Annotated in this window: 17 protein-coding genes; 5 read left to right on the forward strand and 12 right to left on the reverse strand. The window is 45.4% G+C overall.

The features are described 5' to 3' along the window. Positions 1 to 515: 515 nt before the first annotated feature. Positions 516 to 791: a PP2C family protein-serine/threonine phosphatase gene (locus tag QUA53_RS25585; RefSeq protein WP_333100497.1), complete on the forward strand. Its 276-nt coding sequence runs from the start codon at positions 516 to 518 to the stop codon at positions 789 to 791. Between the two features lie 456 nt (positions 792 to 1247). Here QUA53_RS25585 and psb35 read toward each other — a convergent pair whose 3' ends face one another. Continuing rightward, a complete protein-coding gene (gene psb35 / locus QUA53_RS25590) occupies positions 1248 to 1460 on the reverse strand; it encodes a photosystem II assembly protein Psb35 (protein ID WP_333071025.1) in 213 nt (70 codons plus the stop codon). Positions 1461 to 1671: 211 nt separating this feature from the next. Between psb35 and QUA53_RS25595 the strand changes: the two genes are divergently transcribed. Continuing rightward, complete coding sequence (locus QUA53_RS25595; RefSeq protein WP_445304986.1) at positions 1672 to 4689, forward strand: glycerol-3-phosphate acyltransferase; 3018 nt, start codon at positions 1672 to 1674, stop codon at positions 4687 to 4689. Positions 4690 to 4832: 143 nt separating this feature from the next. Here the strand turns inward: QUA53_RS25595 and QUA53_RS25600 are convergent, their stop codons facing one another. The 4 genes from QUA53_RS25600 to QUA53_RS25615 form a co-directional block, all read right to left on the reverse strand. Next, complete coding sequence (locus QUA53_RS25600; protein ID WP_333100480.1) at positions 4833 to 6563, reverse strand: phosphatase PAP2 family protein; 1731 nt, start codon at positions 6561 to 6563, stop codon at positions 4833 to 4835. A gap of 318 nt (positions 6564 to 6881) precedes the next feature. Further along, positions 6882 to 8102 carry an ABC transporter permease gene (locus QUA53_RS25605; protein WP_333100481.1) on the reverse strand — a complete coding sequence of 407 codons (1221 nt, stop codon included), beginning with the start codon at positions 8100 to 8102 and terminating at the stop codon, positions 6882 to 6884. 82 nt (positions 8103 to 8184) lie between these two features. Further along, complete coding sequence (locus QUA53_RS25610; protein WP_333100482.1) at positions 8185 to 9402, reverse strand: ABC transporter permease; 1218 nt, start codon at positions 9400 to 9402, stop codon at positions 8185 to 8187. Between the two features lie 108 nt (positions 9403 to 9510). Further along, the gene (locus QUA53_RS25615) at positions 9511 to 11379 is read right to left on the reverse strand and encodes an efflux RND transporter periplasmic adaptor subunit (RefSeq protein ID WP_333100483.1); all 1869 of its coding nucleotides are present in this window, start codon (positions 11377 to 11379) and stop codon (positions 9511 to 9513) included. Positions 11380 to 11897: 518 nt separating this feature from the next. Here QUA53_RS25615 and QUA53_RS25620 point away from each other — a divergent pair. Next, the gene (locus QUA53_RS25620) at positions 11898 to 12308 is read left to right on the forward strand and encodes a hypothetical protein (protein WP_333100485.1); all 411 of its coding nucleotides are present in this window, start codon (positions 11898 to 11900) and stop codon (positions 12306 to 12308) included. A gap of 11 nt (positions 12309 to 12319) precedes the next feature. Here QUA53_RS25620 and QUA53_RS25625 read toward each other — a convergent pair whose 3' ends face one another. Next, entirely contained in the window at positions 12320 to 13330 is a 1011-nt protein-coding gene (locus QUA53_RS25625) for an ABC transporter permease (protein ID WP_333100486.1), read from the reverse strand. 267 nt (positions 13331 to 13597) lie between these two features. Between QUA53_RS25625 and QUA53_RS25630 the strand changes: the two genes are divergently transcribed. Continuing rightward, a complete protein-coding gene (locus tag QUA53_RS25630) occupies positions 13598 to 15853 on the forward strand; it encodes an SBBP repeat-containing protein (protein WP_333100487.1) in 2256 nt (751 codons plus the stop codon). A 52-nt stretch (positions 15854 to 15905) separates the two neighbouring features. On the opposite strand, the gene QUA53_RS25635 is transcribed toward QUA53_RS25630, so the two are convergent. From QUA53_RS25635 to gor, 6 genes are all read right to left on the reverse strand, one after another. Beyond that, positions 15906 to 17513 carry an ABC transporter substrate-binding protein gene (locus QUA53_RS25635; protein ID WP_333100488.1) on the reverse strand — a complete coding sequence of 536 codons (1608 nt, stop codon included), beginning with the start codon at positions 17511 to 17513 and terminating at the stop codon, positions 15906 to 15908. 538 nt (positions 17514 to 18051) lie between these two features. After that, a complete protein-coding gene (locus QUA53_RS25640; protein ID WP_333100490.1) occupies positions 18052 to 18537 on the reverse strand; it encodes a Spy/CpxP family protein refolding chaperone in 486 nt (161 codons plus the stop codon). Between the two features lie 19 nt (positions 18538 to 18556). After that, complete coding sequence (locus QUA53_RS25645; protein ID WP_333100491.1) at positions 18557 to 19003, reverse strand: hypothetical protein; 447 nt, start codon at positions 19001 to 19003, stop codon at positions 18557 to 18559. Beyond that, positions 19000 to 19590 (reverse strand): sigma-70 family RNA polymerase sigma factor, encoded by a 591-nt coding sequence (locus tag QUA53_RS25650; protein ID WP_333100492.1) that lies wholly within the window; start codon positions 19588 to 19590, stop codon positions 19000 to 19002. The genes QUA53_RS25645 and QUA53_RS25650 overlap by 4 nt, the downstream gene beginning before the upstream one ends. A 274-nt stretch (positions 19591 to 19864) precedes the next feature. Continuing rightward, entirely contained in the window at positions 19865 to 20404 is a 540-nt protein-coding gene (locus QUA53_RS25655) for an opioid growth factor receptor-related protein (RefSeq protein WP_333100494.1), read from the reverse strand. A gap of 99 nt (positions 20405 to 20503) precedes the next feature. Then, positions 20504 to 21847 (reverse strand): glutathione-disulfide reductase, encoded by a 1344-nt coding sequence (gene gor, locus QUA53_RS25660; protein ID WP_333100495.1) that lies wholly within the window; start codon positions 21845 to 21847, stop codon positions 20504 to 20506. Between the two features lie 525 nt (positions 21848 to 22372). Between gor and QUA53_RS25665 the strand changes: the two genes are divergently transcribed. Further along, positions 22373 to 25987, forward strand: coding sequence for a HEAT repeat domain-containing protein (locus QUA53_RS25665; RefSeq protein ID WP_333100496.1), 3615 nt, complete (start codon positions 22373 to 22375; stop codon positions 25985 to 25987). Positions 25988 to 26098 lie beyond the last annotated feature (111 nt).

Here is a 26098-nt window from a genome sequence, read left to right on the forward strand (position 1 = left end):
ACATATATTTGGCTGCCCAATTGATTTTTTATGCCTCAGTTTCTAACTGAGCCAGCTTTTCTTAGTCTAAACTCCAGAATCATGAATAAATCTAAAAAATATTGATTAACATGAACTATTTTACCATAAATTAAACTGACTGGGTTGTTTGTTTCGTGAGCGATCGAGCGATTAACTGTGCTAAAAAAAACATTTGTTTGCAGTGAATTAGCTGAATATACAAGAAAAGTTCGATTACAATTCTATTACAAAACTTAAATTTTAATAAGATTATTTTACAGACATAGCAAAAACCATAAATTAAATACTTTGAGGCTTAAAGAAGCGTTGTAATGATAGATAAAATAACAGATAGCTCCCACCTGATTGGAAAGCTTTTTATCAAACGACCGAGTTTTTATTAAAAAAGCGAATGTTCATTGGCATCAGGATATTATTGAATCTTTCTATATCAGAAGTTTTGCCCTGAGATCTCCAGACAGATTGGTGTTGCTTGCGAGGAAAAATTTTTCCCGATCGCCCTCCTAGATGACATTGCTGAGTTCATCAGTCATATTTCAATGGAGCTATACCCAGGAGATAGTATCGTGCTATATACCGATGGTATTCCCGAAGCAAAAGACATTAAGACAAAACAATATGGCGTGGAAGCGATGTGTGAAGTCATTCGCCAAAACTGGCATTTGTCGGCTGGGAAAATTAAGCAAGCGGTGATTGACGATTTACGGCGACATATCGGCACTCAAAAAGTGTTTGATGATATTACGCTGTTGGTTTTGAAGCGGACATAATTAGGTGTAGAAAAAAAGTCACAGCCTCAAGTCACCGGATTGCTTTAGATTGAGCGTCCATACCTCGAAAAAATAAACTTATGACATTAAACTGGAAATGGTCGTCGGGGCGATTGCCTTAGCAGTCAAATTTACGAATATGTGGTGAGATGTCTCAAATGCCGCCTCCCAAAAGAGGCTGAATCTCCTGAGAACTATAAAGCTGTAGTCAATGTCTAATTTTCTATAATTAAATGTATCTCAACGATCTATTGCATCAAGGTCAATAAAGGGTTCGAGGGCGGGATGACAAGTCGATTTATTGACCTTAGTGCTTTCTGTCAATTAAAAATATTCACTCAAAGTTTTTATACATAATAGCAGCGTAAGGCGCGCCGAGGCGCACCCTACCTGATATATAAGCAAGGGTAATTTCTATTCCTCTCAAAGCTTTTTCCGATCTAAAACAGCTTGGTTCTATTTTTTCTTTGAATCAGAAACATCAGCAATCAAATCGTCTTTATCAACTTTCGGGACAAAATCAGGGCGTTCTTTGGATTCCCAACCGGGGGGGCGCTTGGAGTTGTACCAGGCGATCGAGCCGATGGTAACTGCGGCAACAAAGCCAACACCAAGAACTGCTATTGGAGCGGTCAAGCTGACACTTGATTCCGGCACTGGCTGCTGCATCAGCAGATCGATCGTTACTCGCTTGATGGGTGTAACAAGAACTGCCATGGGAGCGGTCAAGCTTATATTTATCATTAGGCCAAATCCTTATCTACTCTACTTTTACATTATCTTAAGTGCTAATGCCGTTTTGTTGATATATCTGAAGGCAGAAAAAGTGACAGAATTGTCGGCATAATGGTTAGAGGTTGAAAATATGAGAGCTGATTTTATGCCGTTGGGGACAATAGCATTGCTGTTGGCTGCGAGTTTCAGCTTGGGTGCTTTACCGCTAACGGGATGGGCGGTGCGAGTGTTTAGCCGCCGAGATTTGAGGGCGCTGGGCACGGGGAATGTGGGCGTGTCTGCTGCTTTCATTCACGGGGGGAAATTAGCGGGAATTGCTGCGGTGTTGGCGGAAATTGCCCGGGGTATTTTGCCGGTTTTGGCGGGGCGATTTTGCTTCCCGGATGCACCTGCGATCGCGATCGCCCTGTTAATTCCTCTAGTTGCGGGCAGATATGCGATCGCCCGAGGTGGAGGCGTGACCAACGCTGTTTGGGGTCTTTTGGTATTTTCGCCGCCGATGGCTGTTTCATCGGGCATTTGGGGGCTGCTGGTGTGGGGTTTGGCACAGCAGTGGTGGGGTGAGGGCGATCGGGCGAGACTCTTTGCTTCCCGTTGCGGGTGTCTGTGCACGCCAATCTGGGTTTGGGTGTGGCGACAATCAATGCCCGAATTTTTAGCAGCAACAGGATTAGCTTTGTTGTTAGCAGCAATTAATTTCAGCCAGGGTGATGATATGGCTTTATCTAAATCTGAACAATTGTTTTCTCTTGATGACTTGTTAGATGCTGCAATATGCGGCGATAAAGCTGCTAAATTGTCTCAACTGAAACGCGCAGGTTTTAACGTACCTGCTGGTTTTATATTGTCATCCAAGGAAGAAGGAAGTTCGGCAACGGATTATGTAACGGATGTAACGGATGGAAGCAAGAAGGAAGAAGTCCGACGGAAGAAGAAAGAGGGAAGAGGGGAAAAGAAAAATGCCGAGCATTTGTCAAGTATTGATGTTTTAATCCAAAATCTAAAAGCCCAAATCCAAAATCGCATAATTGTGCGTTCTTCTGCTGCGGGAGAAGACGGGGATATTAGTTCAGCGGCTGGACAATATCAAACCATTGGGCCTGTTTCAACTAAATCAGAATTGCTCGATGCAATTAATCGCTGTCGCCAGTCTTATTGGACTTCCGAAGCTGTGGCTTACCGCCGACAGCGACAATTGCCCGATACTCAAATGGCTGTACTGATTCAGCCTTACATTGACAGCCAAATTGCGGGAGTCATGTTCAGCCGCAATCCTTTAGATGGCGGTTCCCAGATTATTATTGAAGCTTTACCGGGAGGAGCCGAAGCTGTTGTCGGCGGACAAGTTACTCCGATTCATTTGGAAATAGATTTTAGTAGACCGGAATCATTAGAAGAAAGTTTAAGTGAATTTAAAAATTATTCAATTATTGATAAATCGATTATAGCAAAATTGGTGAAACAAGCCCAAGCAATTGAAGCATTTTTTCACGGCATCCCGCAGGATATTGAGTGGAGTTGGGACGGTGAAAAAGTTTGGATTTTGCAAAGTCGCCCCATTACTAATTTGCAGCCATTCTGGACGCGAACTATTGCAGCAGAAGTGATTCCTGGTGCAATTCGTCCCCTAACTTGGTCGATTAATCGGCCGCTGACTTGCGGGGTTTGGGGAGAGATTTTTAAGGTGGTTTTGGGCGATCGCGCCAGTGGCTTAAACTTTAATGAAACGGCAACTTTGCTCGGTTCTCACGCCTATTTTAATGCGACTTTGTTGGGCGAAATCTTTCGGATGATGGGATTGCCGGAGCAGGGTTTGGAATTTTTGCTGAGAGGGCAAAAAATGGGCAAGCCGCCTTTTCGGAAGATTTTGCCTTCTTTGCCTGGTTTGTGGCGTTTGGTACAGCGGGAGAGGGCGCTGAATGCAGAATTTAAGGGCGATCGTACTTCTATTTTTCTCCCTGCACTGCAAATTCTGGAGCAGGAAGAAGGAAGAGGATCGAGCGAAGCAATATTAATGCCCAATGCCCAACGCCCAATGCCCACTTATCAATATTTGTCGGAATTGTTGGAGAAAGCCGAGCAAATTCAGGAGTGGCTAAAACCGATTACTTACTACAATATATTAGGACCGATCGGGCTGGCTATTCGCAAGGCCATTTTTCGCGTTTCTGATGAATGGCTAGCTAATGACAGCGCTCCTGAAATTGCTTCTGTGCGAGCTTTACAGCAGTTGGCTCAGAAGTTGCGACAAGCTGCTGTTTCGCAGTCTGACGAAACTGTTTCAGTAGCAGATTTAGCACATATATTTGCCGAAAGTCCGGCTTTACAAGCAGAATTTAAAAAGTGGCTTGATACTTACGGATATTTGAGCGAGGTGGGAACGGATATCGCTGTTCCTACTTGGCGAGAACAACCGGAAGTGTACCAAAAACTGCTAATAAGCATGGCTCAAAAAGGCGAAACTAATTTAGTCGAAAAGGGGAAATTAGGATTGACTTGGGGGCAGAAGTGGCGACTAGATAAATGTCAGGAAAGAGCGATCGTCAAAAACGAAATTAGCGAAATTTACGCGCGGTTGTTGGCTCATTTACGCTGGAATTTTTTGGAGATTGAAGCTTGCGGATTGGCAATGCAGGTGTTTCAGGAAAGCGGAGATATTTTTTATCTGGAATTTGGGGAAATTCAGCAGTGGATTCGCAGCGGTACCAGTGTTTCGTTTAAGGATACAATTAGGGAAAGGCGCGATCGCCTGTTAGCCGATCGCGATCGCCCGATTCCCCCCGTGGTCTACGGCAATTTGCTGCCAAATTCTCAGAAAAGGGCGATCGAACTTACCCAATCCGCAACTAATATCATCCAGGGAATTCCGGCAAGTATCGGCCGTGTCGAAGGTTTTGTCAAGATTTGCCGCACCGCGAGCACGGATTTAGGAGAAAATGCGATCGCAGTAGTTCCTTACACCGATGCAGGTTGGGCGCCGCTGCTATTAGGAGCAACAGCAATTATCGCCGAAGTTGGCGGCCAACTATCTCACGGGGCAATAATCGCTCGCGAGTACAAAATTCCCGCAGTCATGAATATTTCTGAAGCAACAACTCGCCTGCGAGATGGTCAAAAAGTCCGAGTAGATGGGTATCTCGGCACTGTAGAATTGCTGGAATAATTAGCAACAGGCAAAATGCCTGTTCCACAAAGAGTTTATTTCTTGTGGAACAGGCATCTTTCCTGTTCATAAAAAGATTATTGAAAATGGTGCAACATCTCAGCAATCTCGTAAACCCGCCCCCTCCCCACAAAAAAGCTTTCCTAAGCCTTTAAGAAATTCTGCACAACATAATTCCCCACATTTCTACCCACACTTAAACCATTTACGTTAGCACTCATGAAATGAATGCCTCCGTAAAGGCGACTCATGCCCGATTCATCGGCCGCTTCGCTGAAGTTTTCAAAGGTTCGCAAAGTGTTGACACTCCTGTCTCCCCGATCTCCAAAGCCATAATCCGAACCAAATACAGAACTCATAACAGTATCTGCCGCACCGCTAAAGGTACTGTGACCCGACGTGTACTCAGGGAACGGCGGAGTAGTTAGCAGCGGAGTCCACAGGGGATCGGCTGTCGTTGCGGGATTGTTGTCTGTGTCAGCTTGGCGGATAGCTGTCACGGGCCGCCACAAGTTGTACTCATACTTGGCATCCCAGCAGCTAATAGCTGCATCGGCCAGAGCAATATTCAGCAGGGAGAACAAGCGGGCGCTATCTTCTAAGGATTGACCAGTGAGAGTCGCTGTTTCTTCGGCGATTTGGTTCCAGTGGCCCGGAGGCGTAAACGTCCCAGCGCCATTAGCCCAGAATTTGGCGATGACTGTTTGGTCTGGGGTGCGCGTGAGGCTGTCACTTTTGCCAATTTCTTTGATATAGTTAACCTCCTCTGCGTACTTGGCGCTGTCAAGGGTGGGCGGGCCCGACGGGCGGAACTGAGAACCGCTAGTCATCGCAAAGGGAGTAACTTCGACCCACTGTGGCGCTAACGCTGCTGCAAAAGCGGGGGGAGTCGGCACCCAACTGCCGGGGTCGGTTGAGGGAGTGTACTGCACTACTTTCGTGATGCCGTCTGTACTCCGCGAACTGATAATTTGGTCGGCAACTTGCTGTCCGAGGGCAATCCCGTCTTGTTTGGCTTTACCGTCGGTAATTTTAGCTAGAGACGATGCGTATGCTTGGTCAAATGTGGCTGCTTGCGCTGGGTAGAGGTTGACTAAGACGCGGTGGGCGGCTGCGGCGGTGGCTGCTTCTGCTGATGTACCTGCGGGTGGGTCTATTTCCACGAGGTAAGGGCTGTATTTTTTGCCGATCGAGTTAACAGCATCGTAAATGGCTACGTGAACCATTGCCATGTTGCGGGAAGCGAGGGGAGGTGCGGTGCTGGCCGTCCGCACTGCATTCAGCAGGACTCCGTTCCACTCGGTGACAGGGTTGCCCGATAGCTGATTTGTGAATTGGTCGCGATTGATGGTGTTGCTGTTGACTCCTGGCAAGACTGCTAAATATTCGCCCGTAATTTTGTCTTGAATTACGGTGCTGTTGCTGTTGGCGCCCGTGCCTTGCTGGATGTTTAAATCTTCAAAGGTGAGGCCGTCTAGCAATCGAATTTTGTCATTGCCGTTGCCGAAGTCGGCGATGTAGTCGGCTGTGGCTAAAGTTGGGCCACCGCTGCCTTTAGCAATGGCAAATATATCATCGCCTGTGCCACCGCTCACGGTATCGGTACCGGCGCCCGCGTAGATGATATCGTTGCCGGAATCGCCACCAATTAGGTCGCTGCCTTTGCCTCCCCAGAGGATGTCATTGTCCGCACCGCCAACAATCGTATCGTTGCCTTGGTCGCCGCAGATTTTGTCTTTACCGACATCGCCTTCGAGATAGTCGTCTCCGCTGTTGGCATAAATGATGTCGTTGCCATCTAAGGCGGTCAATCTGTCTGGTTGGGTGGTTCCTTCGAGATAGTCAAAGTTAGAACTAGGGGTGAGGGATGCCATGTTTATTTATTGGATATTTTGATTAAAGCGCAAAGGTTCGTACCGTCTGTAGATGCTTCGGTGTGTTTGCCCCTGATTTAATAGTATTAAACTTTCTGGTTGACAAGTAAACGCCACAACCAAGCTTTATTTAATATTTAACGGGCTTTTTATGAAGTTTTGCGCTTTAAATCTGCGTAAAAATACAGAGATTAAAACTGCATTCGATACTGCAATGTTGTTAATTGTTTATAAAAAAACACTTTTTAATATTTAGATAGAGATAATTTTGACCAGCATAAAAGGCGCGGATTGTGTAACTGAGTAAGTAGATATTTATTAAGCACTTCTCAAAGCTGCGATCGGGTCGAGTTTGGCGGCTTGGCGGGCGGGGACAACGCCGAAGAAGAGGCCGACTGCACCGGATACACTGACAGCAAGGGCGATCGCCACGGGTGATATTCCAGCTTGCAAGGGCGTGAAATTACTTACAAGCAAGATACCGCTGACACCTACGCAAGTACCGACTATCCCTCCGGCAGCGGACAAAATTACAGCTTCGACAATAAATTGAAACAAGATATCTTGTTGGGATGCGCCGATCGCCTTTCTGAGCCCAATTTCCTGAGTGCGTTCGCTGACGGAAACCAGCATAATATTCATAATCCCAATGCCACCGACTAATAGGGAAATGCTGGCAACAGCAGTTAACATCAGTGTCAGAGCCCCAGAAATCGCACCCATTGTTGCCATTAAATCTTTTTGATTTCTGACTGTAAAGTCGTCTTCGGTGGTAACTTTGTGCCGCAGTCTCAGCAAGTTTTCTACCTGAAATTGAGCCGCGTCCATTTGCAACTCATCTTTAATAGAAATAAATACCGACGTGACAGCTAAACCGTAGGGAGATTTCCGCCCGACAATGCGGTTTGCCATTGTGGCGATCGGCACTGCGGCCGAGTTATCGTAATTCGTACCAAAAGATGTGCCTTTGGGTGCCAATACTCCTATTACTTTGAGGCTGACATTTTGGATACGCACTTGTTCGCCCAATGGATTTATATTGCCAAAAAGTTTTTCCGCTAATTCGGAACCTAGAACCACAACTTGGTTACTTTGTTTAACATCTACTTCAGTCAAAAACCGCCCTTTTGCCATTTCAAAGCTTCTGACTTCTATAAATTCTGGAATCGTGCCAAAAATTAGAGCAGAAACGTTTTTGTTGCTGTAGCGAACAATCTCTGAACTGTTAAGTTCTGCTGACACGCCTTGAACGGAGGGGACTTGAGTTGCGATCGCCTTAGCATCTTCTACTATCAGTGTTTGAGGCGCACTTGCGATAGAACTTCGCCTAGCGTTGGGAACTCCGGGTCTAACTATCAATACGTTTGTACCCAGGGATTGAACTTGTCCTGCTACAAATTTTTGAGCTCCTTGTCCCACTCCAATCATCGCAATTACTGAGGCGTTGCCGACAATCATGCCGATCATTGTTAAACTGCTGCGAGTTTTATTAGCTAGCAGTGTTTGACCTGCCATTTTGACGCTTTCAATAAAATTCATACTTAGTTATTAATTATGAGTTATTAATTATGAGTTATTTTTATAACAGTCAACAGTCAACCGTCTACCGTCAACAAATTAATTAAGCACTTCTCAATGCCACAATCGGGTCTAATTTAGCAGCTTGTTTGGCGGGTACAATGCCGAAAAATAAGCCGATGCTGCCGGAAACACCTACTGCAAGTGCGATCGCCACTGGGGAAACGCTAGCTTGCAGGGGAGTAAAAGCAGCGACTAAAAGCACGCCGCCGATGCCGAATCCAGTGCCGATCACACCGCCTGCTGCCGACAAAATCACAGACTCTATCATAAACTGAATTAGGATATCTTGCTGAGAAGCTCCGATCGCCTTTCTCAATCCAATTTCCTTCGTGCGTTCGGTAACAGAAACTAGCATAATATTCATAATTCCGATGCCGCCGACAAACAGCGAAATGGCCGCCACGAAAGCCAACATCAACGTCAAAGCACCAGTAATACTGCCCAAAGTCTTCATCAAATCTTTCTGGTTTCGGACAGTAAAATCATCTTCCTTAGTAATTTTATGACGCAATCTGAGCAGATTTTCTATTTGAAATTGGGCGGCTTGCATCATAGTTTCATCTTTGATAGCAACCGAAATAAATGTTACTTTTGTACCGTAGGGAGATGAGCGACCTACGATCCGGTTTGCCATTGTTGTCAGCGGTAAATAAACGTTCATATCTTGATTGTCGCCAAAACTTGAACCTTTTGCCTGCATGACTCCAATCACTTGAAAGGTAGAGTTTTTGATGCGAATGTATTGACCAACTGGTTGTGTATTGCCAAATAATTGTTCGGCTGCTTCCGATCCTAAAGCAACCACATTTTCTTGTCTTTCTAAATCTAATTTGCTTAAAAAACGACCTTGACCCATATCAAAGCTTCTGACTGTCAGAAATTCTGGGGTAGTTCCGACAATGGAAGATGAGACATTTTTATTGCGGTAAGTAACGATTTGACTATCATTGAGAGTTGGTGCAACTTCTTGGACCGAAGGAACTTGAGATGCGATCGCCTCTGCATCTTCCACTACTAAAGTCTGGGGCGGAATCACCGGGCGGGTTTGCGCTTCAGGACTTCCGGGAATAATAAATAGCAAGTTTGATCCCAGAGAGTTAACTTGTCCCTCGATAAATGTTTGAGCTCCTTCGCCGATACCTATCATAGAAATTACCGAAGCATTGCCAATGATAATTCCTAACATCGTCAAGGTGCTGCGAAGCTTGTTTGCCATCAAAGTTGTGACAGCCATTTTGACGCTTTCAACAATATCCATAATTCGATTTTTAATTTTAGATTTTAGATTAAGGAATTGGTAATTGGGTAAGGTGCGCATTGCGCACCCTACTAATGACTAGCGAGCGAGAGGAGCGCACTGAAATGACTACTTTTGATTCTTGATGATATCCTCTAGTTTTTTACCTTGAGGAAGTTCGGTAAAAACGCGATCGCCCGCTGCAGCACCCTCTAAAATCTGAATCTTGTTGCCAATAGTCGAGCCAACCGTAACAGGCTTAAACTTCGGCTGCTGTTTCTCATCGGGAACTAGCACACCTGTTTGACCTTTATTAGTCACAATTGCCACCGTCGGCACAACTAAAGCATTGCTCAGCTTTTGACCGACAAATCTCAAATCTACATTCATCCCCGATTGCAGCGACTCTTTGCCCGTATCAATGGCAACTCGCACTTGAAATAGCGTCACATCCCGTTCCTTAACAGCTTCCGGCGCAATTAACTTAACGCGGCCTTTAAACACTTTGTCTGGATAAGCATCGGCGACTATTTCAACTTCTTGACCCGGTTTAATTTGACTGATATCAGCCTCCGGGACTTTCGCCAAAACTTCCACATCTCTAGCTAAAGCGACAATGGATGTCGAAGTGGCCGAAGTAGCTTCCGAGGCCGAAGTTGCGGGAGTTACAAAAGCTCCTTGGATGGCGTATCTTTGGGTAATAATTCCAGCAAAAGGAGCGCGAACTTTCGTATCTTCTAACTGCACTTCTTGAAAGCGGACTTGAGCTTGAGCTTCGGCTAATTCAGCTTGAGCTTGAGCTATTTCTTCCGGGCGTGAACCGTTTTCTTGTGCGGCTAATTGGCTTTTTGCTTCAGCAACTGCTGCTTCGGCTTTGGCGATTTCTTCGGGACGGTTGCCGTTTTCTAGCTGCGCTAATTTGCTTTTAGCTTCGGCAACTTCTGCTTCGGCTTGAGCAATTTCTTCCGATCGCGTGCCGTTTTGCAATTGGTTCAATGCTTGCTGCTCGACTTGCACAGCAGCTTGCAGTTGCTGAATTTGCGACAGCCGATTTTCTTGTAGTTGTTGCAGGCGTCTTTGAGATTCTATTAATTTAGCTTGGGCTGTACGATTTTCTTTAATTAATTCATCCAGTTTATCTTTAGCCAGAGCACCTTCTTCCACTAACGGTCGATTGCGTTCCACCCGTTGAGCGGTTAGTTCGGCTTGGGCTTTACTCGAGTCAATTTGCGTTTGTGCTTGGGCAATTTCTTGTTTGACACTGCCGGTTTGAGCATCTGCTAAACGAGCTTGAGCTTGGGCTAAACGAGCTCGCGCTTGGCTGACTTCTTCAACGCGGCTGCCGGCTCTCAGTCGCTGCAAGCCTGCTTGAGTTTGCTGCAAGCGGGCTCTGGCTCCTGCAACTTCTTCCACGCGGCTGCCGGCTTGGACTTGTGCGAGACTGGCCTCGGCTTGCTCTAAGCGCGCTCGGGCGCTGGCGATATCTTCCGATCGATTCCCGGCTTCGATTTTGGCGAGTTTGGCCCGAATGCTAGCTTCGCGGGCTTTAGCTTGAGCGAGTTGAGCTTCTACATCGCGGCTTTCCATGCGCGCCACAATCTGTCCTGCTTCGACTTTATCGCCCTGTTCGACAAACAATTCTGCGATCCTGCCGGAGCCTTTAGGGCTGAGATTCACGCGCTGTACCGGCTGCACCGTGCCGCTGGACGTGATCCGTACCGTGAGGTTTTGCGCTTCCACCGGCACTGTCATAGTGGCGATCGCATCTACTTTCGGCTGCGATCGACTTTTTGCTACATATATAGTGGTCGGTACAGCTAGCAACCCGGCTGCAACCAACCCAATTACCCACCGCTGCGGTTTGCGCGCTGGTTGCTTCGGAGACTGCTTTTGGGCGGTTTTGTTATCTGCAATTTTAGTCTCTGCGGCCTTGGTGTCTACAGTCTGAGTATCTTCCACCTTGACCTGAGCAGTTTCCTTTTTAGGGCTAACGATCATACCGACTCACCTAATTTAATCTCAGGATTACCTTAAAGGTAAAATTTTTGCTGATGCTTGGCATCGTCTTTCAGACTCATCCGATCGGGTGATTTAAAAAAAGTTCCCCAACCAGCACCTGTAAACAATTATAGCTAATCTTTGCAATTTATTAAAAAATGTTAAGTTTTTTCAGCCAAAAGAGGTGGTTCTAAACAAAATCGCTCCTGGCTGCTGGCAAATAAAAATATATTTTAGCAGATAATATTGTTTTTGGGATCTACGATCGTGCTTCTCACCAGCAACAAAGGCAGATATGGCAGGGGGCGATCGATCGTCACTAGGTCATTGCGGACTCGTGTTAGCGCTCGCAACGGGATCGGCCAGTGCTAAGCTCGTAACGACAGAGTATGGACACACTTATTCTCATAAACCCGGTTTCACTGGTAGCGGTGCCTAAGTCCTGAATACATATCCGCACGGTGTCCACAACAGGTTAAAATATTTTTCAAACTCGTTAAAAAGGGAAAATCAAAATAATGAATCGTCCTCAAAGCGTTACAGTTCTGGCAATTTTGCAGCTAATTAGCGGCGTATTCAGCCTCCTTGACGGCTTGTTCATCTTACTTTTTGCTGGCATTTTTGGCGGTCTCGGTGCGGCTGTCGGCGGGGCGAGAGTTGGCACTGTAATCGGCGGCTTCATTGCAATTTTTGCGACGGTCGCTCTAATTATTGGAATTATTTCCTTAATCTTAACATGGGGTTTGTTTCAACTCAAAAAATGGGCTTGGACGGGAACATTAATTATCCATGTCATCGCCACCCTCGCGCAAATTGCTAAAATGTTTGGCAGCGCAGGTGCAGCCGTTAATTTTTTAACCCTGGGTTTTGCAGTGGCTAGCATTTACTACCTGCTGCGTCCGGATGTTAAACAAGCATTTCTTGTTTAATTTCCTTTTAATTAACGGTACTGAATTCTCGGATCGAAAAAAGCATAGGAAATATCAACCGCCAGATTAATCAGTACAAAAGTCACAGCCACAAAAATTACTCCTCCTTGGACAATTGGGTAATCCCGCGTCAGAATACCAGTGTAAATCCAAGAACCAATTCCCGGCCATGAGAAAATAGTTTCAGTCAAAATAGCGCCACCTAAAAGAGTGCCGAACTGCAAACCGATAGTTGTGACAATTGGCAAAAACGCATTTTTCAAAGCGTGTTTCAAAATCACCCAATATTCCGGCAATCCCTTCGCCCTCGCAGTGCGGATGTAATCTTGAGAAAGCACTTCCAGCATTGCAGAACGAGTGATGCGAGCTATAATCGCCAGAGGAATAGTTCCTAAAGTCAAAGCTGGCAGGATTAAATGGGCGATCGCATCTCGCAAAGCCACCAAATCCCACCTCAGCAAAGAATCCAAAACATAAACACCCGTAATCGACTTAAAACCAAACCCCAAATCTACACTAATCCGCCCGCTTGGAGGCAGCCATTTCAGATAAACAGCAAACAAATAAATCAACATCAATCCCAACCAATACACTGGCAAAGATACGCCAATTAACGAACCGCTAATCGCGAGATTGTCCAGCCAGCTATTTTTCCGAACAGCAGCCAAAATCCCCGCCGGAATTCCGATTAAAAGTGCCAGCAACATTGCGACCACAGACAGTTCAAAAGTAGCAGGCCAGCGGCTTATAATTTCATCAATTATCGGAATACCGCTAATAATGCTATTTCCCAAATCCAAGCGCAGCAAACTCCATAAAAAAGCCAAATATTGCAAAGGTAAAGGCTGATTTAAACCTAATCTCGCTTTCAAAATTTCCACCTGTTCGGGAGTTCCCCGTTCTCCCAAAAGCACTGTAGCTGGGTCTCCCGGTATCAAATGCAAAAAAGTAAATACTAGCAGAGTGATGCCGAAAAGGACTGGCAATAGTCCTAGCAAACGTTTAAGAATATATTTAGCCATAATTAGATTTGAGATTTGAGATTTGAGAACAAAAATATTAATCAAAAAGTAAACTTATGTAAAGTATGAAGAACCAAAGAGAAGATTTTTTGATCGACAGTGACATACTTACGCACATACTTACGCAGACATAGGTTGTTTTAAGATTGATTTTCTTTTGGGGTAAATCTTGCAGGCGATCGCACTAGCACTAGATAAAAACGAGCGATCGCACCTTTAACTGCAATGTACGCATTTTGTGACATAAATTCATTTGTGAGGTGTATTATGCCTTCCTCAACAATATCAGCACGCGCGATCGCAGGCGCAGTTGCAGGTACTATCGCTGAAACCACACTGACTATTGGAAAACTAGCGCCTAACTTTGAATGGCTCAAACAATTCGGGACACCCAATGACGATCGCTTCAGGAGCACAGCACTTGACAGTGCAGGCAGTCTCTATCTGACAGGAGACACCTATCTCCCTTTGAGCGGCACCAATCCAAGTACAAATGCCTGGGTAACCAAATATGACAGCACTGGCAGTCAGTCGTGGCTCAAGCAGTTAGGGGATAACTTGGCGACGGAAGTGACAGTGGATAGTGCTGGCAATGTCTACCTGACAGGAAGCACTGCTGCCGCTTCACCGGTGAAGATTTTTAATGATTCCGACGCTTGGGTAGCTAAGTATGACAGCACCGGCAGCCAGTTGTGGCTCAAGCAGTTCGTCTTCGGAAACTCTAATGACTATCCCTCATGCCTAGGAGTGGATAGTGCTGGCAATGTCTACCTGACAGGAACAAGTGGCTATACAACTTCAGGTGCAGGTGGAGGCCCCAAAAGCGCTTGGGTAGCTAAGTATGACGACAGTGGCAACCAGTTGTGGTTGAAGGGTGTCAATGCTGACACCCACGACCTCTCCGATGGCATAAAAGTGGACAGTAGTGGCAATGTCTATCTGACGGGCACAAACTATAACTTTTCAAAAGGCTATCCACCGGATGTTCACACCTGGGCAGCCAAGTATGACAGCAATGGCAACCAGTTGTGGTTGAAGCAAGTCGGGACTGCTGACTCTGACTACCCAGAAATCACAGCCCCCTCAGATTTAGCGGCGGATAGCGCTGGAAATCTCTACCTGACTGGAGAAACCAACGGCTCTTTGGGAAGTCCCAATGCAGGCAGTGAAGATATTTGGGCAACTAAGTACGACAGCAATGGCAATCAGTTGTGGCTTAAGCAATTCGGGAGTCCTGAATATGATTTCCGCCCAAACTCAGCACTTGATAGCGCTGGCAATCTCTACCTGACGGGAGAAACCAACGGCTCTTTGGGAGGCCCCAATGCAGGCAGTGAAGATATTTGGGCAACTAAGTACGACAGCAATGGCAATCAGTTGTGGCTCAAGCAATTCGGGAGTCCTGAATATGATTTCCCCTCAGACTTAGCAGTCGATAACGCTGGCAATGTCTATCTCACGGGCTCAACCGAGGGCGCTTTGGGAGGCACCAATGCAGGCGGTCAAGATATTTGGGCAACTAAGTACGACAGCAATGGCAACCAGTTGTGGCTCAAGCAATTCGGGACTGCTGAATCTGACTCCTCCTCAGAATTAGCACTCGATAGCGCTGGTCCTCTCTATCTCACGGGACAAACTAACGGGGCTTTGGGAGGTCCCAATGCAGGCGGTCAAGATATTTGGATTGCTAAACTTGGCACAATCGCAGAGGTAGTCACACCAACGCTGACACCAACACCAGTACCAACACCGATACTAATATCGACGCCTACTCCCACAACAACGCCGACGCCTACTTTAACACCAACTCCTACGACCCCACCAACGCCCTCAATCACTCCAACGCCCAATCCGACATCAACACCAACGCCTTCAATCACTCCAACGCCCAATCCGACATCAACACCAACGCCCTCAATCACACCGACACCAACGCAGTCCAATTCTGATCCAATTATCGGTACTGATGGCGACGATATCCTTGCAGGCGATCGCAGCAACGATACCATCAGTGGCAAACAGGGAAATGATACCCTCAGTGGTATTGATGGCAATGATTGGATGTATGGTCATCAAGGAAATTATTTTCTCGAAGGTAGCAACGGGGATGATACGCTTTACGGTGGCAAGGGCAATGATACTTTGCTTGCGGGGAACGGTGAGAATGTTTTATTTGGCGATCGCGCTTTTGACAGTCTCATTGGGGGTGAAGGCAATGATACTTTGTATGGCGGCAAGGGAAATGATACCCTATTTGGCAGCTTGGGAAATGATTGTTTAATTGGAGGTTTGGGGAGCGATCGATTCCTGTTAGGACTGGATGCTGGAACGGATACCATTTTAGATTTTGAAGACGAGAAAGATTTGCTCACACTTGCTAGCGGTATCACCTTCTCTCAATTAGCAATTACTCAAAGTAACAGTGCAACTTTAATCCGGTTTGTCCCAACCGGGGAAATCTTGGCATCTCTAAGCGCGATATCAGCGAGTCAAATTAATGCTGCCGACTTCACTTTCCTCTAAAACATGGCTTACGCATAAACTCTATCTGTAGAGTGCATCTCGCTCTAACTTCTCAATTTTTGCTCACTTCCTCAAAAGACTCAGAACCTAAAGGGCTCGGAATCCAACCTTGAATATTCTTGCGTTTCCCTAAAAGTGGCTGCGAATGTACAATCGGCAAACGCACAGCTTCCTCGTGCAAAATCTCGCTAACTTCCGCATAAATTTTCGCCCTAGCTGCTTTATCGCCACTGGCCCTCCCCTGTTCCAAAAGTTCCAGAACTTTCGGATTTTTCCAATTTCCCAAGTCCCCCGTGGAACCAGGCCCGAAGTGAGGATAATAAAAATTGTCTGGATCGCCATAATCTCCAGTCCAACCCATCATAAAAGCTTGAAACCCAGGAGGTTTTAGCCGATCGGCTAAATAAGCAGACCAATCCTTTGTCAGCAATTTTACCCGAATCCCGATCGCGCTCAAATCCGCCGCCAAAGCCTCAGCGATCGGCTTCGGCGTGGGAAAATAGGGACGGCTGACGGGCATATACCACAAATCCAAATCAAAACCGTTCGGATAACCGGCTTTCGCGAGCATTTCTTTAGCTTGCTGCGGGTTAAATTCATAATCTTTAACTTTATCAGACGCTGCCCAATTCAGCGCAGGCGGGATAAATTGCGAATCATGTTTTCCGAGTTCTCCCCAGAAAGCTTGGACTATTGCTGGCTTGTTAATTGTTTGGGCGATCGCCCGCCTGACTTCTGGTTTTGACAAAGGTTCGTAACTCGGATTTAAGGCTAAATAACCGACATTAAAAGAAGGTCGCACAACAGCTTCTAAATTAGTATCTGCTTGAACCTCTTTCAATTGATCCGGCGTTAAATCAACACTAAAATCAAGTTGACTAGCTCTCAATTGAGCCAATCTTGCCGCCGGATCGTCAACAAAACGAATTACCAATTGATTGACTTTTGGCGTCCCAGTTTTCCAATAATTCGGATTTTTTTCCAAAAAAATGCGATCGCCCGAACGCCATTCCTTAAACATAAAAGGCCCAGTACCCACCGCGACCGACCCCGGAGTGCCGTATTTAGCACCCGCTTTTTTCACCGCTGCCGGACTCGCTATCCCGAAATAACCAGACCCAATCGCCGAGGGAAAAGCAGCAAAAGGTTGATTTAAAATAAACTTAATCGTAGACCTATCAACAACTGCCACATCTGTTACCAGGGAATTTTTATCTCCCTTGAAACCACCAAAAAAATTCTTCCAAATTGGATAAGTTTTGCCAGATTCTCGATAACCGTTAGGATTTTTTGCATCCCACCAGCGCTCCACATTAAACTTTACAGATTCCGCATCAAAATCCGTACCGTCGTGAAACTTTACCCCGGAACGCAGCTTAAAAGTCCAACTTTTACCATCTTTAGAACTTGACCATTCAGTAGCGAGACTCGGCTCAAGTTCCACAGTTCCCGGTTTGAAATCAGTCAAGCGATTGTAAATTTGGTCGATAACAATCACCGAATTGCCATCAGTAATATTTCCCGGTTCCAGATTGATCGGCTGCCCGCCCGCACCGTAAACCAAAGCCCCAGCAGGAACCGCAGCAGGAGTTGTCCGAGTTGGAGAATTATTGCTAACCGTGTTTGAGGGCGTGCCGCAATTTGATAAAATTACAGCCATTCCAAAAACTAGACTTAATAAAACTAAACGCCAGGGTTTTAACAATCTCATTTCAATAGCTCCGGTTTAATAGAAAATTGTACTCATATCAATAAAATTCTAATTGGATATTTCTCTCACCTCTGTAGTTTCTGCCTTCTCGGCAGTTCATTTAGTAAATTCTATATTAAAAGCCAGTATAAATTAACAAACCAAATATAGCAGCCTGATGATATCATGCTGGAGGGGAAAATCTCAACCCACACCTTTACATTAGGCGACGGAACCAGGATGAAAGCTAACGTTTCGCCGCGGCTAGAGGGGTCATTCGATTTTAGGTTTTAGATTTTAGATTTACTCAATGAATCTGGGAGAGCATCTCATATTTGTAAAAACACTTCTTATGACTTCTTTCTTCTTCCTGTTTCCTTCTGGCTCCTGCCTCAAAACTCCAATTTATAGCTTACCTGAAAAAGTTCAAGCTCCCAGATTGGGAGCTTGAACTAATGAATCGCAGAGGGCGTAAACACCCTGCGGTTCACTCAAAAATCCTCGTCAACTACTGCGGTTTTTGACCGTTTTGCATCCTGTTTCTAGCCGTTTGTCGGCGCTGCTGCATCAGTTGAGCTAATTGGCTGCGCTGTTCGGCAGTGAGGACTTCTCGCATTGCAAGTGTACTTTCAAACTGCACCTCTTCCAACTGCTGTCTCAATCCGACTATTTGACGGTGTTTTTCGCGTATTTCGCTAGCATTTGCCGTACCCGACATCATCGTTTCCAATTCTTGTCTGGCTTGGCGGACTGCTTGCATCCGCTGGGAAACTTGGTCTTTGTAGCGATCGCGAACTGCCTGCATTTGCTGCTTTTGGTCTGCGCTTAAATTCAGTTTCTCGAACATCCCACCTTCCTTGCCCGCAGGTCGATTTGGTCGCTGATTTTGTGCAAGTGTTTGGGGTTCTAGGGGATTAGGAACTGCTATTGCTGCGGCTGTGCTACCGAGAGTCAGCATTAAAACGGCTAGGGCAGATATACGACGAATTGACATGAAAATTGCCTCTTTGATATTACTTATTTGTTGGCGGTTCACTGTCAGCACCCGGGCTGAAAGTCAACCAGTCTGTTTGTGAGCGATCGGTCATACTTTCTTGGGGAGAATCATGGAGTACACCCTCCCAGTTAGTAACTAAAAATGCTTCTAACTGAGCTGTTTCCTTATCGGACACTTGTGCAGTCTCAAACGGACGGTAGCCAGACCAAAAAAGTAGCAGGCTAGCAGTAATTGCAGACGATAAAGCCCACTTAGAAATCGAGGAGATTTTTAACCTGTCATAAGGCTTAGCTGAGGAACTTAATCGCGTCTTTTTGCGGTGGCTTTCCTGGAAAACACTCGCCTGATTACTGTCGATTGCTGCTAGAATTTTTTGCTCTAAGTCTGGTACAGCTTCAGGAATATTGGGGCGATGTTGCTTCAAGAAATTAACTAACTCTTGGTCGCTGCTTGGGTTATTCATAGCTCGCTGACACCTTCTTTTTGCAAAAATTGCCGCACAGCATTTCGGGCATAAAACACGCGAGATTTCACGGTTCCCGCAGGCAGCCCCAAAATTTGGGCTACTTCTTTTTGCGGGATGTCTTCTAAGTCGTGCAGCACCAAAACGCTGCGGTGTTCAAAGCTCAATTGCTCCAGTCCCCGCTGCACTAAATCTTGATAGTGCAACTGCATCAAGTCCGATGTGTTATCTTTGACAATAACCCGATCCATTGTTTCTTGATTTTTGAGTTTGGAGTCAAAAGAATGCTGTTTAGCAAATGCTTGTCTTTGGTCGGAAGCCACATTCCAAGTGATTCGATAAAGCCAAGTAGAAAAGTTTTCCTGGTGCTTGAGTTTGGGTAATCCTTTCCACACTCGCAGAAATACTTCTTGTGCTAAATCGTCAAGAAGCGAGGGGCCGCAGAGTTGGTAAAGGGTTGACCTGACTTTGTGTTGGTGGCGTTGGTAAAGGTAGCGAAAGCAAGTGCGATCGCCCTTTAGACACTCAGCAACTAAGTCGGAGTCGGAACAGTCATCGGTTAAAACATTGGCTGGCACACCTAACACCTGTGAAGTCTCCCTCACCAGTTCGTTATCTGGAGTGTTTAGACAGGACAGCTCTAAAAAAGGTTCAAATTATTTAAAATATTATTTTGAGCATTAATCCGTCTGGGGCGGAAAACTGCACCAAGGTCAGTAACAGGCTTTCCGGCCTCTTCCAAAACCCATACAGCAGATTGTGGATCGTGGGTCTGAACAAGTTCTCCGGCCCGTTCAACAAAAATTTAATTTTTTTGTGGGGCGTATGGTTGGCTATGGCGGCAAGTCGCCCATATAAATTCTAACTATTTACAGCTTTTTTCCAATAAGTATAAGTTTCTAAACCAATACTTTTTTTCTCTTCATTATAATAAATTTCATCTAAACACTTGAAAAGAGCTAAAGCGTAATTTTTTAATCCTAACTCGGTCAAACTTGTAAGAATTCTAGTCAGCCGCAAGTAATTGTGATTAAATTTTTCAATCCACTCTCTTTTTCTTGACAAATATTCTGCCGATTTGGCAATTACAATTTCTGCGTTTTCCCTTTGGTGGCATTCCAACCCGTAAAATGCCAGCATGACCTTGAACGAATGGAGTAAGCGATTTTTCAACTCTTCACTTGTTCTAAAAGCTTGAATCACCTCATCATTTAAAGTCGGAGCACTGGAATTAAAGCGACTCTTTTCTCTCAGCGGAAACAGCCATTGAATGTAATTGTGCACCGATTCCAGCTTCTGGTAATCCCACGACCAAATATCCTCGATCGCCCGACCTTGTGAATCAGGCTGCTGACCGAGATAGAATGCTAAAATTTTGTTTTGTTTGGTTGAATCACTCATTAATCTGCTATATAAAACATCAAAAAGATGATATTCAGTCGGTTAAAAGCGACTTTAGCTATTAGCCAGGGGTTTAAACCCCTGGCGGCTTCGCCCGCTTTACCGCAGAGTCACAAACTCTTCAGCAGTCGATGGGTGAATGCCAATAGTCGCGTCGAAGTCTTTCTTCGTAGCTCCCATATTAACAGCGATCGCCATTCCTTGAATAATCTCGCCCGCGTCTTTCCCCACCATGTGCACGCCCAAAACTCTGTCAGTATTAGTCTCAACAATTAACTTGACAAAAGTTTTCTCGTCTGCACCTGTCAAAGCGTGAAACATCGGCCTAAACTTGGCTGTGTAGCACTTAATTGAGTCGGGAAACTTTGCTCTAGCCTGGACTTCGTTTAAGCCGACTGTAGCAGCTTCCGGCTGGGAAAATACCGCTGACGGGACATTTTCGTGAGTGATTGCTCTCGGATTGTTGCCAAATTCAGTATCTGCAAAAGCCCGTCCTTCGGCGATCGCAACTGGTGTTAAATTAATCCGGTTCGTGCAGTCTCCTACTGCAAAGATGTGCGGCTGACTGGTGCGGCTGTCTTTGGTAACTGCGATCGCACCTTTATCTATTTCTACTCCCGCATTTTCTAAACCCAATTTTTCTAAATTAGGCTGACGCCCGGTAGCGCACAACAGCGCGTCTACTATTAGCGTTTCTTCAGATTTTCCCGACAGAGTTAATTTTAAGCCTTCTGGGGTTTTCTCAATGTGGTTGATCGAGCTTTCTGTCAAAATGTTTATTCCGTGCTTAATCATTCCTTCTTGCACGTTGGTGCGAATTTCTGTGTCAAATTCGTTCAAAATTAAGTCACGGCGGATGATTTGAGTTACTTCGCTTCCCAATCCGTTCATAATGCAAGCAAATTCGACGCCGATGTAGCCTCCTCCCCAAATTGCCAACCGTTTTGGCTGCTCTTTTAGGAGGAAGATTTCGCGAGAGGTAATCGCGTGTTCGATGCCGACAATTGGGACTCTTTGCGCTTCTCCGCCGACTGCTATTAAGATTTTAGCTGCGGTAAATTTCTTGTCACCAACTTCGACGGTGTGGGGATCAATAAATTTTGCGTATCCTGAGATTAATTCGACTCCGGCTTTTTCGAGGAAGCTGATGTGCAGTTTGCTCAGCCGCCGCACTTCAGCGTCTACGCTGGTGATGAGTTTTTCCCAATCGAAGCTGCTTTCTACTGGACTCCAACCGTAGCCCACCGCATCTTCATAAAGGTGCGAAAATGTTGAGGCGTACACCATGAGTTTTTTGGGGACACAGCCGCGAATTACGCAGGTTCCGCCTACTAAGTCATTTTCGGCGATCGCCACTTTTGCGCCGTAGGATGCTGCTCGCTTGGAACTCGCCAATCCGCCGGAACCCGCACCTATCACAAACAAGTCGTAGTCGTATGTCATAATTGTCTGTACCTTCTTATCGCCCACTTAGCAATTTTACGCTTTACTTTTCTTAATGATATCTCAAAAAATTTTTGTTTTTTTTGGGGTCAACTACTTTACCTTTTCCCAGGGAGCGGGTACTATTAAATAATAGGAATATATGCCTTAATATAAAAATTGTCATACTCCCATTATTAGATTATAGCACAAGTGATCGACAAGAAACATATAAAAATATAACTATTTTATAGCCGCCGCCAAGAATAAAATAGCTAATTGTCGATCGCTCGTTATAGCCGAGTCGAACTCCGGTAAATCCCTGTAAAAAAGCGAAACTTTGATGATATTCCCGATTTTTAAGGGGTAGTAGGGGGCAACAATCAGGCGGGATCAGGGCTAATCGCAGCGCAGCGACAGAAAACTGATACTAGCTTAACCTATCGGAGCAATCACGGGAGATTATTACCCTACAGTTTTTGATAATTTCCTCAATCCTTGATAATTGCTATATTATAACCATAAATTAATTATCGGGCTAGCTTTATGATCGAGTGGCTGGTAGTCTGGGGAGTGACGGAAGCAGTAGGCATTCTCGTTAAACCCATCTTAGAAGATTTAGTTAAAGACGGCGCGAAGGATTTTGCTAAAGATTTTTTTAAAGATTCCCTGAAAAACGTCATAGTTGGCGAAAAAGACCCGCGAAAAGTCGCAGCGGGCAAAGCAATCAAAAAGTTTTTGGAGTTGGTGCAACAGCAGTTAAAAATCGCCGGACTTCCCCCCGATGAAATTAAGCGGTATATTAAAGATGTTAAACAGTTTATCAATAACAAGTCTGTTAAGGAAATTTTGGGCAAGGCTTTTGAAAGCGATCGCGAATCTCTCGATGCAGAACTTCTCGAACAAACCTGGACTCAACTAGATTTAACTTCTTTACCCGCAAGATTTAAGTGGCAAACCATCGCCACTCAGTATCTCGCAGAAGTTCAAGAAATTCTCTTTGACTCAAAAGACTTGCGCGATATCTTGAATGCTCAAAATCTCGACAGCATTCAGAAAAATACTCAAGAAACGGCGGGGATTATCCCCGATTTTGACTTGAGGCAATATCAAGAAGCTCTGTGCGAGCGTTACAGCAATCTCAATTTAAGCAGCGTCGATCCCAATACCTACGATTATCGCGAAAAGCTGAAGGTTTGGCAAATCTTTATTTTCCAAGATGTGCGATCGATTTACGAATCATTTCTGCCCCAAGCTTACGAAATTCCTAAAGAACATCAACGGCGGCTGCAAGACAGCAATCAATTAGACGCGATCGATATAGAAAATTTAGAGAAATATCGGCGCGGTTATTTTTCTCAGCCGATCGTATCGGTGTTAGATGTTATCAATGACCCGCAAAAATATCCCTACATTGTTATTTTAGGCGATCCGGGTTCTGGCAAGTCTACTCTGTTACAATATTTAGCATTAAACTGGGCGCGATCGCCCTTAAATAGCGTGACATCTCTGCCGATTCCGCTGCTAATAGAATTGCGGACTTACATTCGCAGCGGGGAATCAGGAGATTGCAAGAACTTCCTCGAATTTTTTCATCAAAGTCCGGGTTCAATTTGTCACTTGAATCAGCATCAATTGCAGGAACAGCTTAAAGCAGGCGACGCTGTGGTGATGTTCGACGGGTTAGATGAAATTTTCGATACCGGGAAACGAGAAGATGTAATTACAGCGATTCATCGGTTTACCAATGAGTATCCCCGCGTGCGAGTGATTGTCACGTCTCGAATTATTGGTTACAAACCTCAACGCTTGCAAGATGCAGAGTTTCATCACTTTATTCTCCAAGATTTGAATGCGGAACAAATTCAGGACTTTGTTCGCCGCTGGCACGAATTAACTTTTACTGATGCTGTGGAAAAAGCGCGAATTCGCGATCGCATGGAAAGAGCATTAGCGTATTCATCAACGATTCGAGATTTAGCGGGGAATCCGTTATTGTTGACGATTATGGCGATTTTAAATCGCGGGCAAGAATTGCCGAGAGACAGGGCGGAACTTTACAATCAAGCTTCGCGGGTGTTGCTGTATCAATGGGATGTGGAAAGGTCTTTAGTAGAGGATAGCAGGCTCGATCCGAAAACAATTGATGCTAAAGATAAGCAAGAAATGCTGCGGCGAGTCGCTTACAAAATGCAAGCAGCACCTGAAGGGTTGGCTGGCAATATTATTAGTGCGGAAGATTTGGAGGATACCCTGACAGAATATCTGAAAAATAAAGATTTCGATCGACCGAAAGAGCGGGCAAAGTTGATAATTAACCAACTGCGGACTCGCAACTTTATTTTATGTTTTTTGGGTGCGGATACTTATGGGTTTGTGCATCGAACTTTTTTGGAATATTTCTGTGCGTCGGAGGTGGTGGAAAGGTTTCAGAAGACACAAGAAATTTCACTGGAGGAGTTGAAAACCGATGTTTTTGGCAAGCACTGGGATGATGAATCTTGGCAGGAAGTTTTGTGCTTGATTGGGGGATTGATTACTGGAAAGTTTACCGGGAAATTGATTGAGTTTTTGATTGAACAGGATGGGGAAGCCAAAAAGTTCCGCAATCTGTTTTTGGCGGCGAAGTGTTTGGATGAGGTGAGAGATAGAAAGGTGATTGCTGCGGTTGAGACTCAATTGCTTGAACGCTTAAAAGAGTTAACCAAGTATGACCTCAATTACTATTATGAGGCTTATGAAGAAGAAGCTAATCTAGTTAATGAAATTCGTACTCAAGCAGTAAGTGCGATCGCCTTTACTTGGAAAGATGGCGCCGAAACCTTACCTTGGCTCAAACAATGCGCTCAATCTGACGATAATTGGGTTTTGCGACAAGCAGCAGTCAAAGAAATAGCACGGGGGTGGAAAGATGACCCGGAAACCTTACCTCTCCTCAAACAACGCGCTCAATCTGACGATGATGGGCGTGTGCGAGAAACAGCAGTCCAAGAAATAGCACGGGGGTGGAAAGATGACCCGGAAACCTTACCTCTCCTCAAACAACTGGCTCAATCTGACGATAATTGGGCTGTGCGACAAGCAGCAGTCGAAGAAATAGCACGGGGGTGGAAAGATGACCCGGAAACCTTACCTCTCCTCAAACAATGTGCTCAATCTGACTATAATCCGTTTGGGCGACAAGCAGCAGTCCGACAAATAGCACGGGGGTGGAAAGATGACCCGGAAACCTTACCTCTCCTCAAACAACGCGCTCAATCTGACGATAATTTGGATGTACGACAAGCAGCAGTCGAAGAATTAGCAAGGGGGTGGAAAGATGACCCGGAAACCTTACCTCTCCTCAAACAATGGGCTCAATCTGACGATAATTGGGCTGTGCGACAAGCAGCAGTCGAAGAATTAGCACGGGGGTGGAAAGATGACCCGGAAACCTTACCTCTCCTCAAACAATGGGTTGAATCTGACGATAATTGGGATGTGCGACAAGCAGCAGTCGAAGAATTAGCAAGGGGGTGGAAAGATGACCCGGAAACCTTACCTCTCCTTAAACAATGGGCTCAATCTGACGATCATTCGGATGTGGGATATGCAGCAGTCGAAGAATTAGCACGGGGGTGGAAAGATGACCCGGAAACCTTACCTCTCCTCAAACAATGGGCTCAATCTGACGATAATTCGGATGTGCGATATGCAGCAGTCCAAGAAATAGCACAGGGGTGGAAAGATGACCCGGAAACCTTACCTCTCCTCAAACAATGGGCTCAATCTGACGATGATTCGGATGTGCGATATGCAGCAGCCCAAGAATTAGCACGGGGGTGGAAAGATGACCCGGAAACCCTACCTCTTCTCAAACAACTGGCTCAATCTGACGATAATTCGGATGTGCGACACACAGCAGTCCAAGAAATAGCACGGGGCTGGAAAGATGACCAAAAAATATTTCAATGGTTGTGCGATATAGCTATCAATGATCCTTTTGAACGTCAGTCTAAGTTCCAATATAATCCTAGACAAACAGCACTTAAAATCATGGTCAAGCAATACTCCGATCTCCCAAAAACTTTAGAAATACTTCGCGATCGATTTGCCAACGATCCAGATGAACAACTCCGCAATTTTGCTCAGAAACAATTGGCAAAATTAGAGAATCTGTGATAGAAACACAAAAAGCAGAAATAAAATATGACTGTAGGTGCGATTCGTTTAGCCGAAACCTGAAAAGGGGGGATGGCTAGCAGCGATAGGGTAAGCCCATAAGGGTTGGAG

Source organism: Microcoleus sp. Pol12B3, from assembly GCF_036701355.1.
In the GTDB taxonomy this organism is placed as follows: Bacteria; Cyanobacteriota; Cyanobacteriia; order Cyanobacteriales; family Microcoleaceae; genus Microcoleus.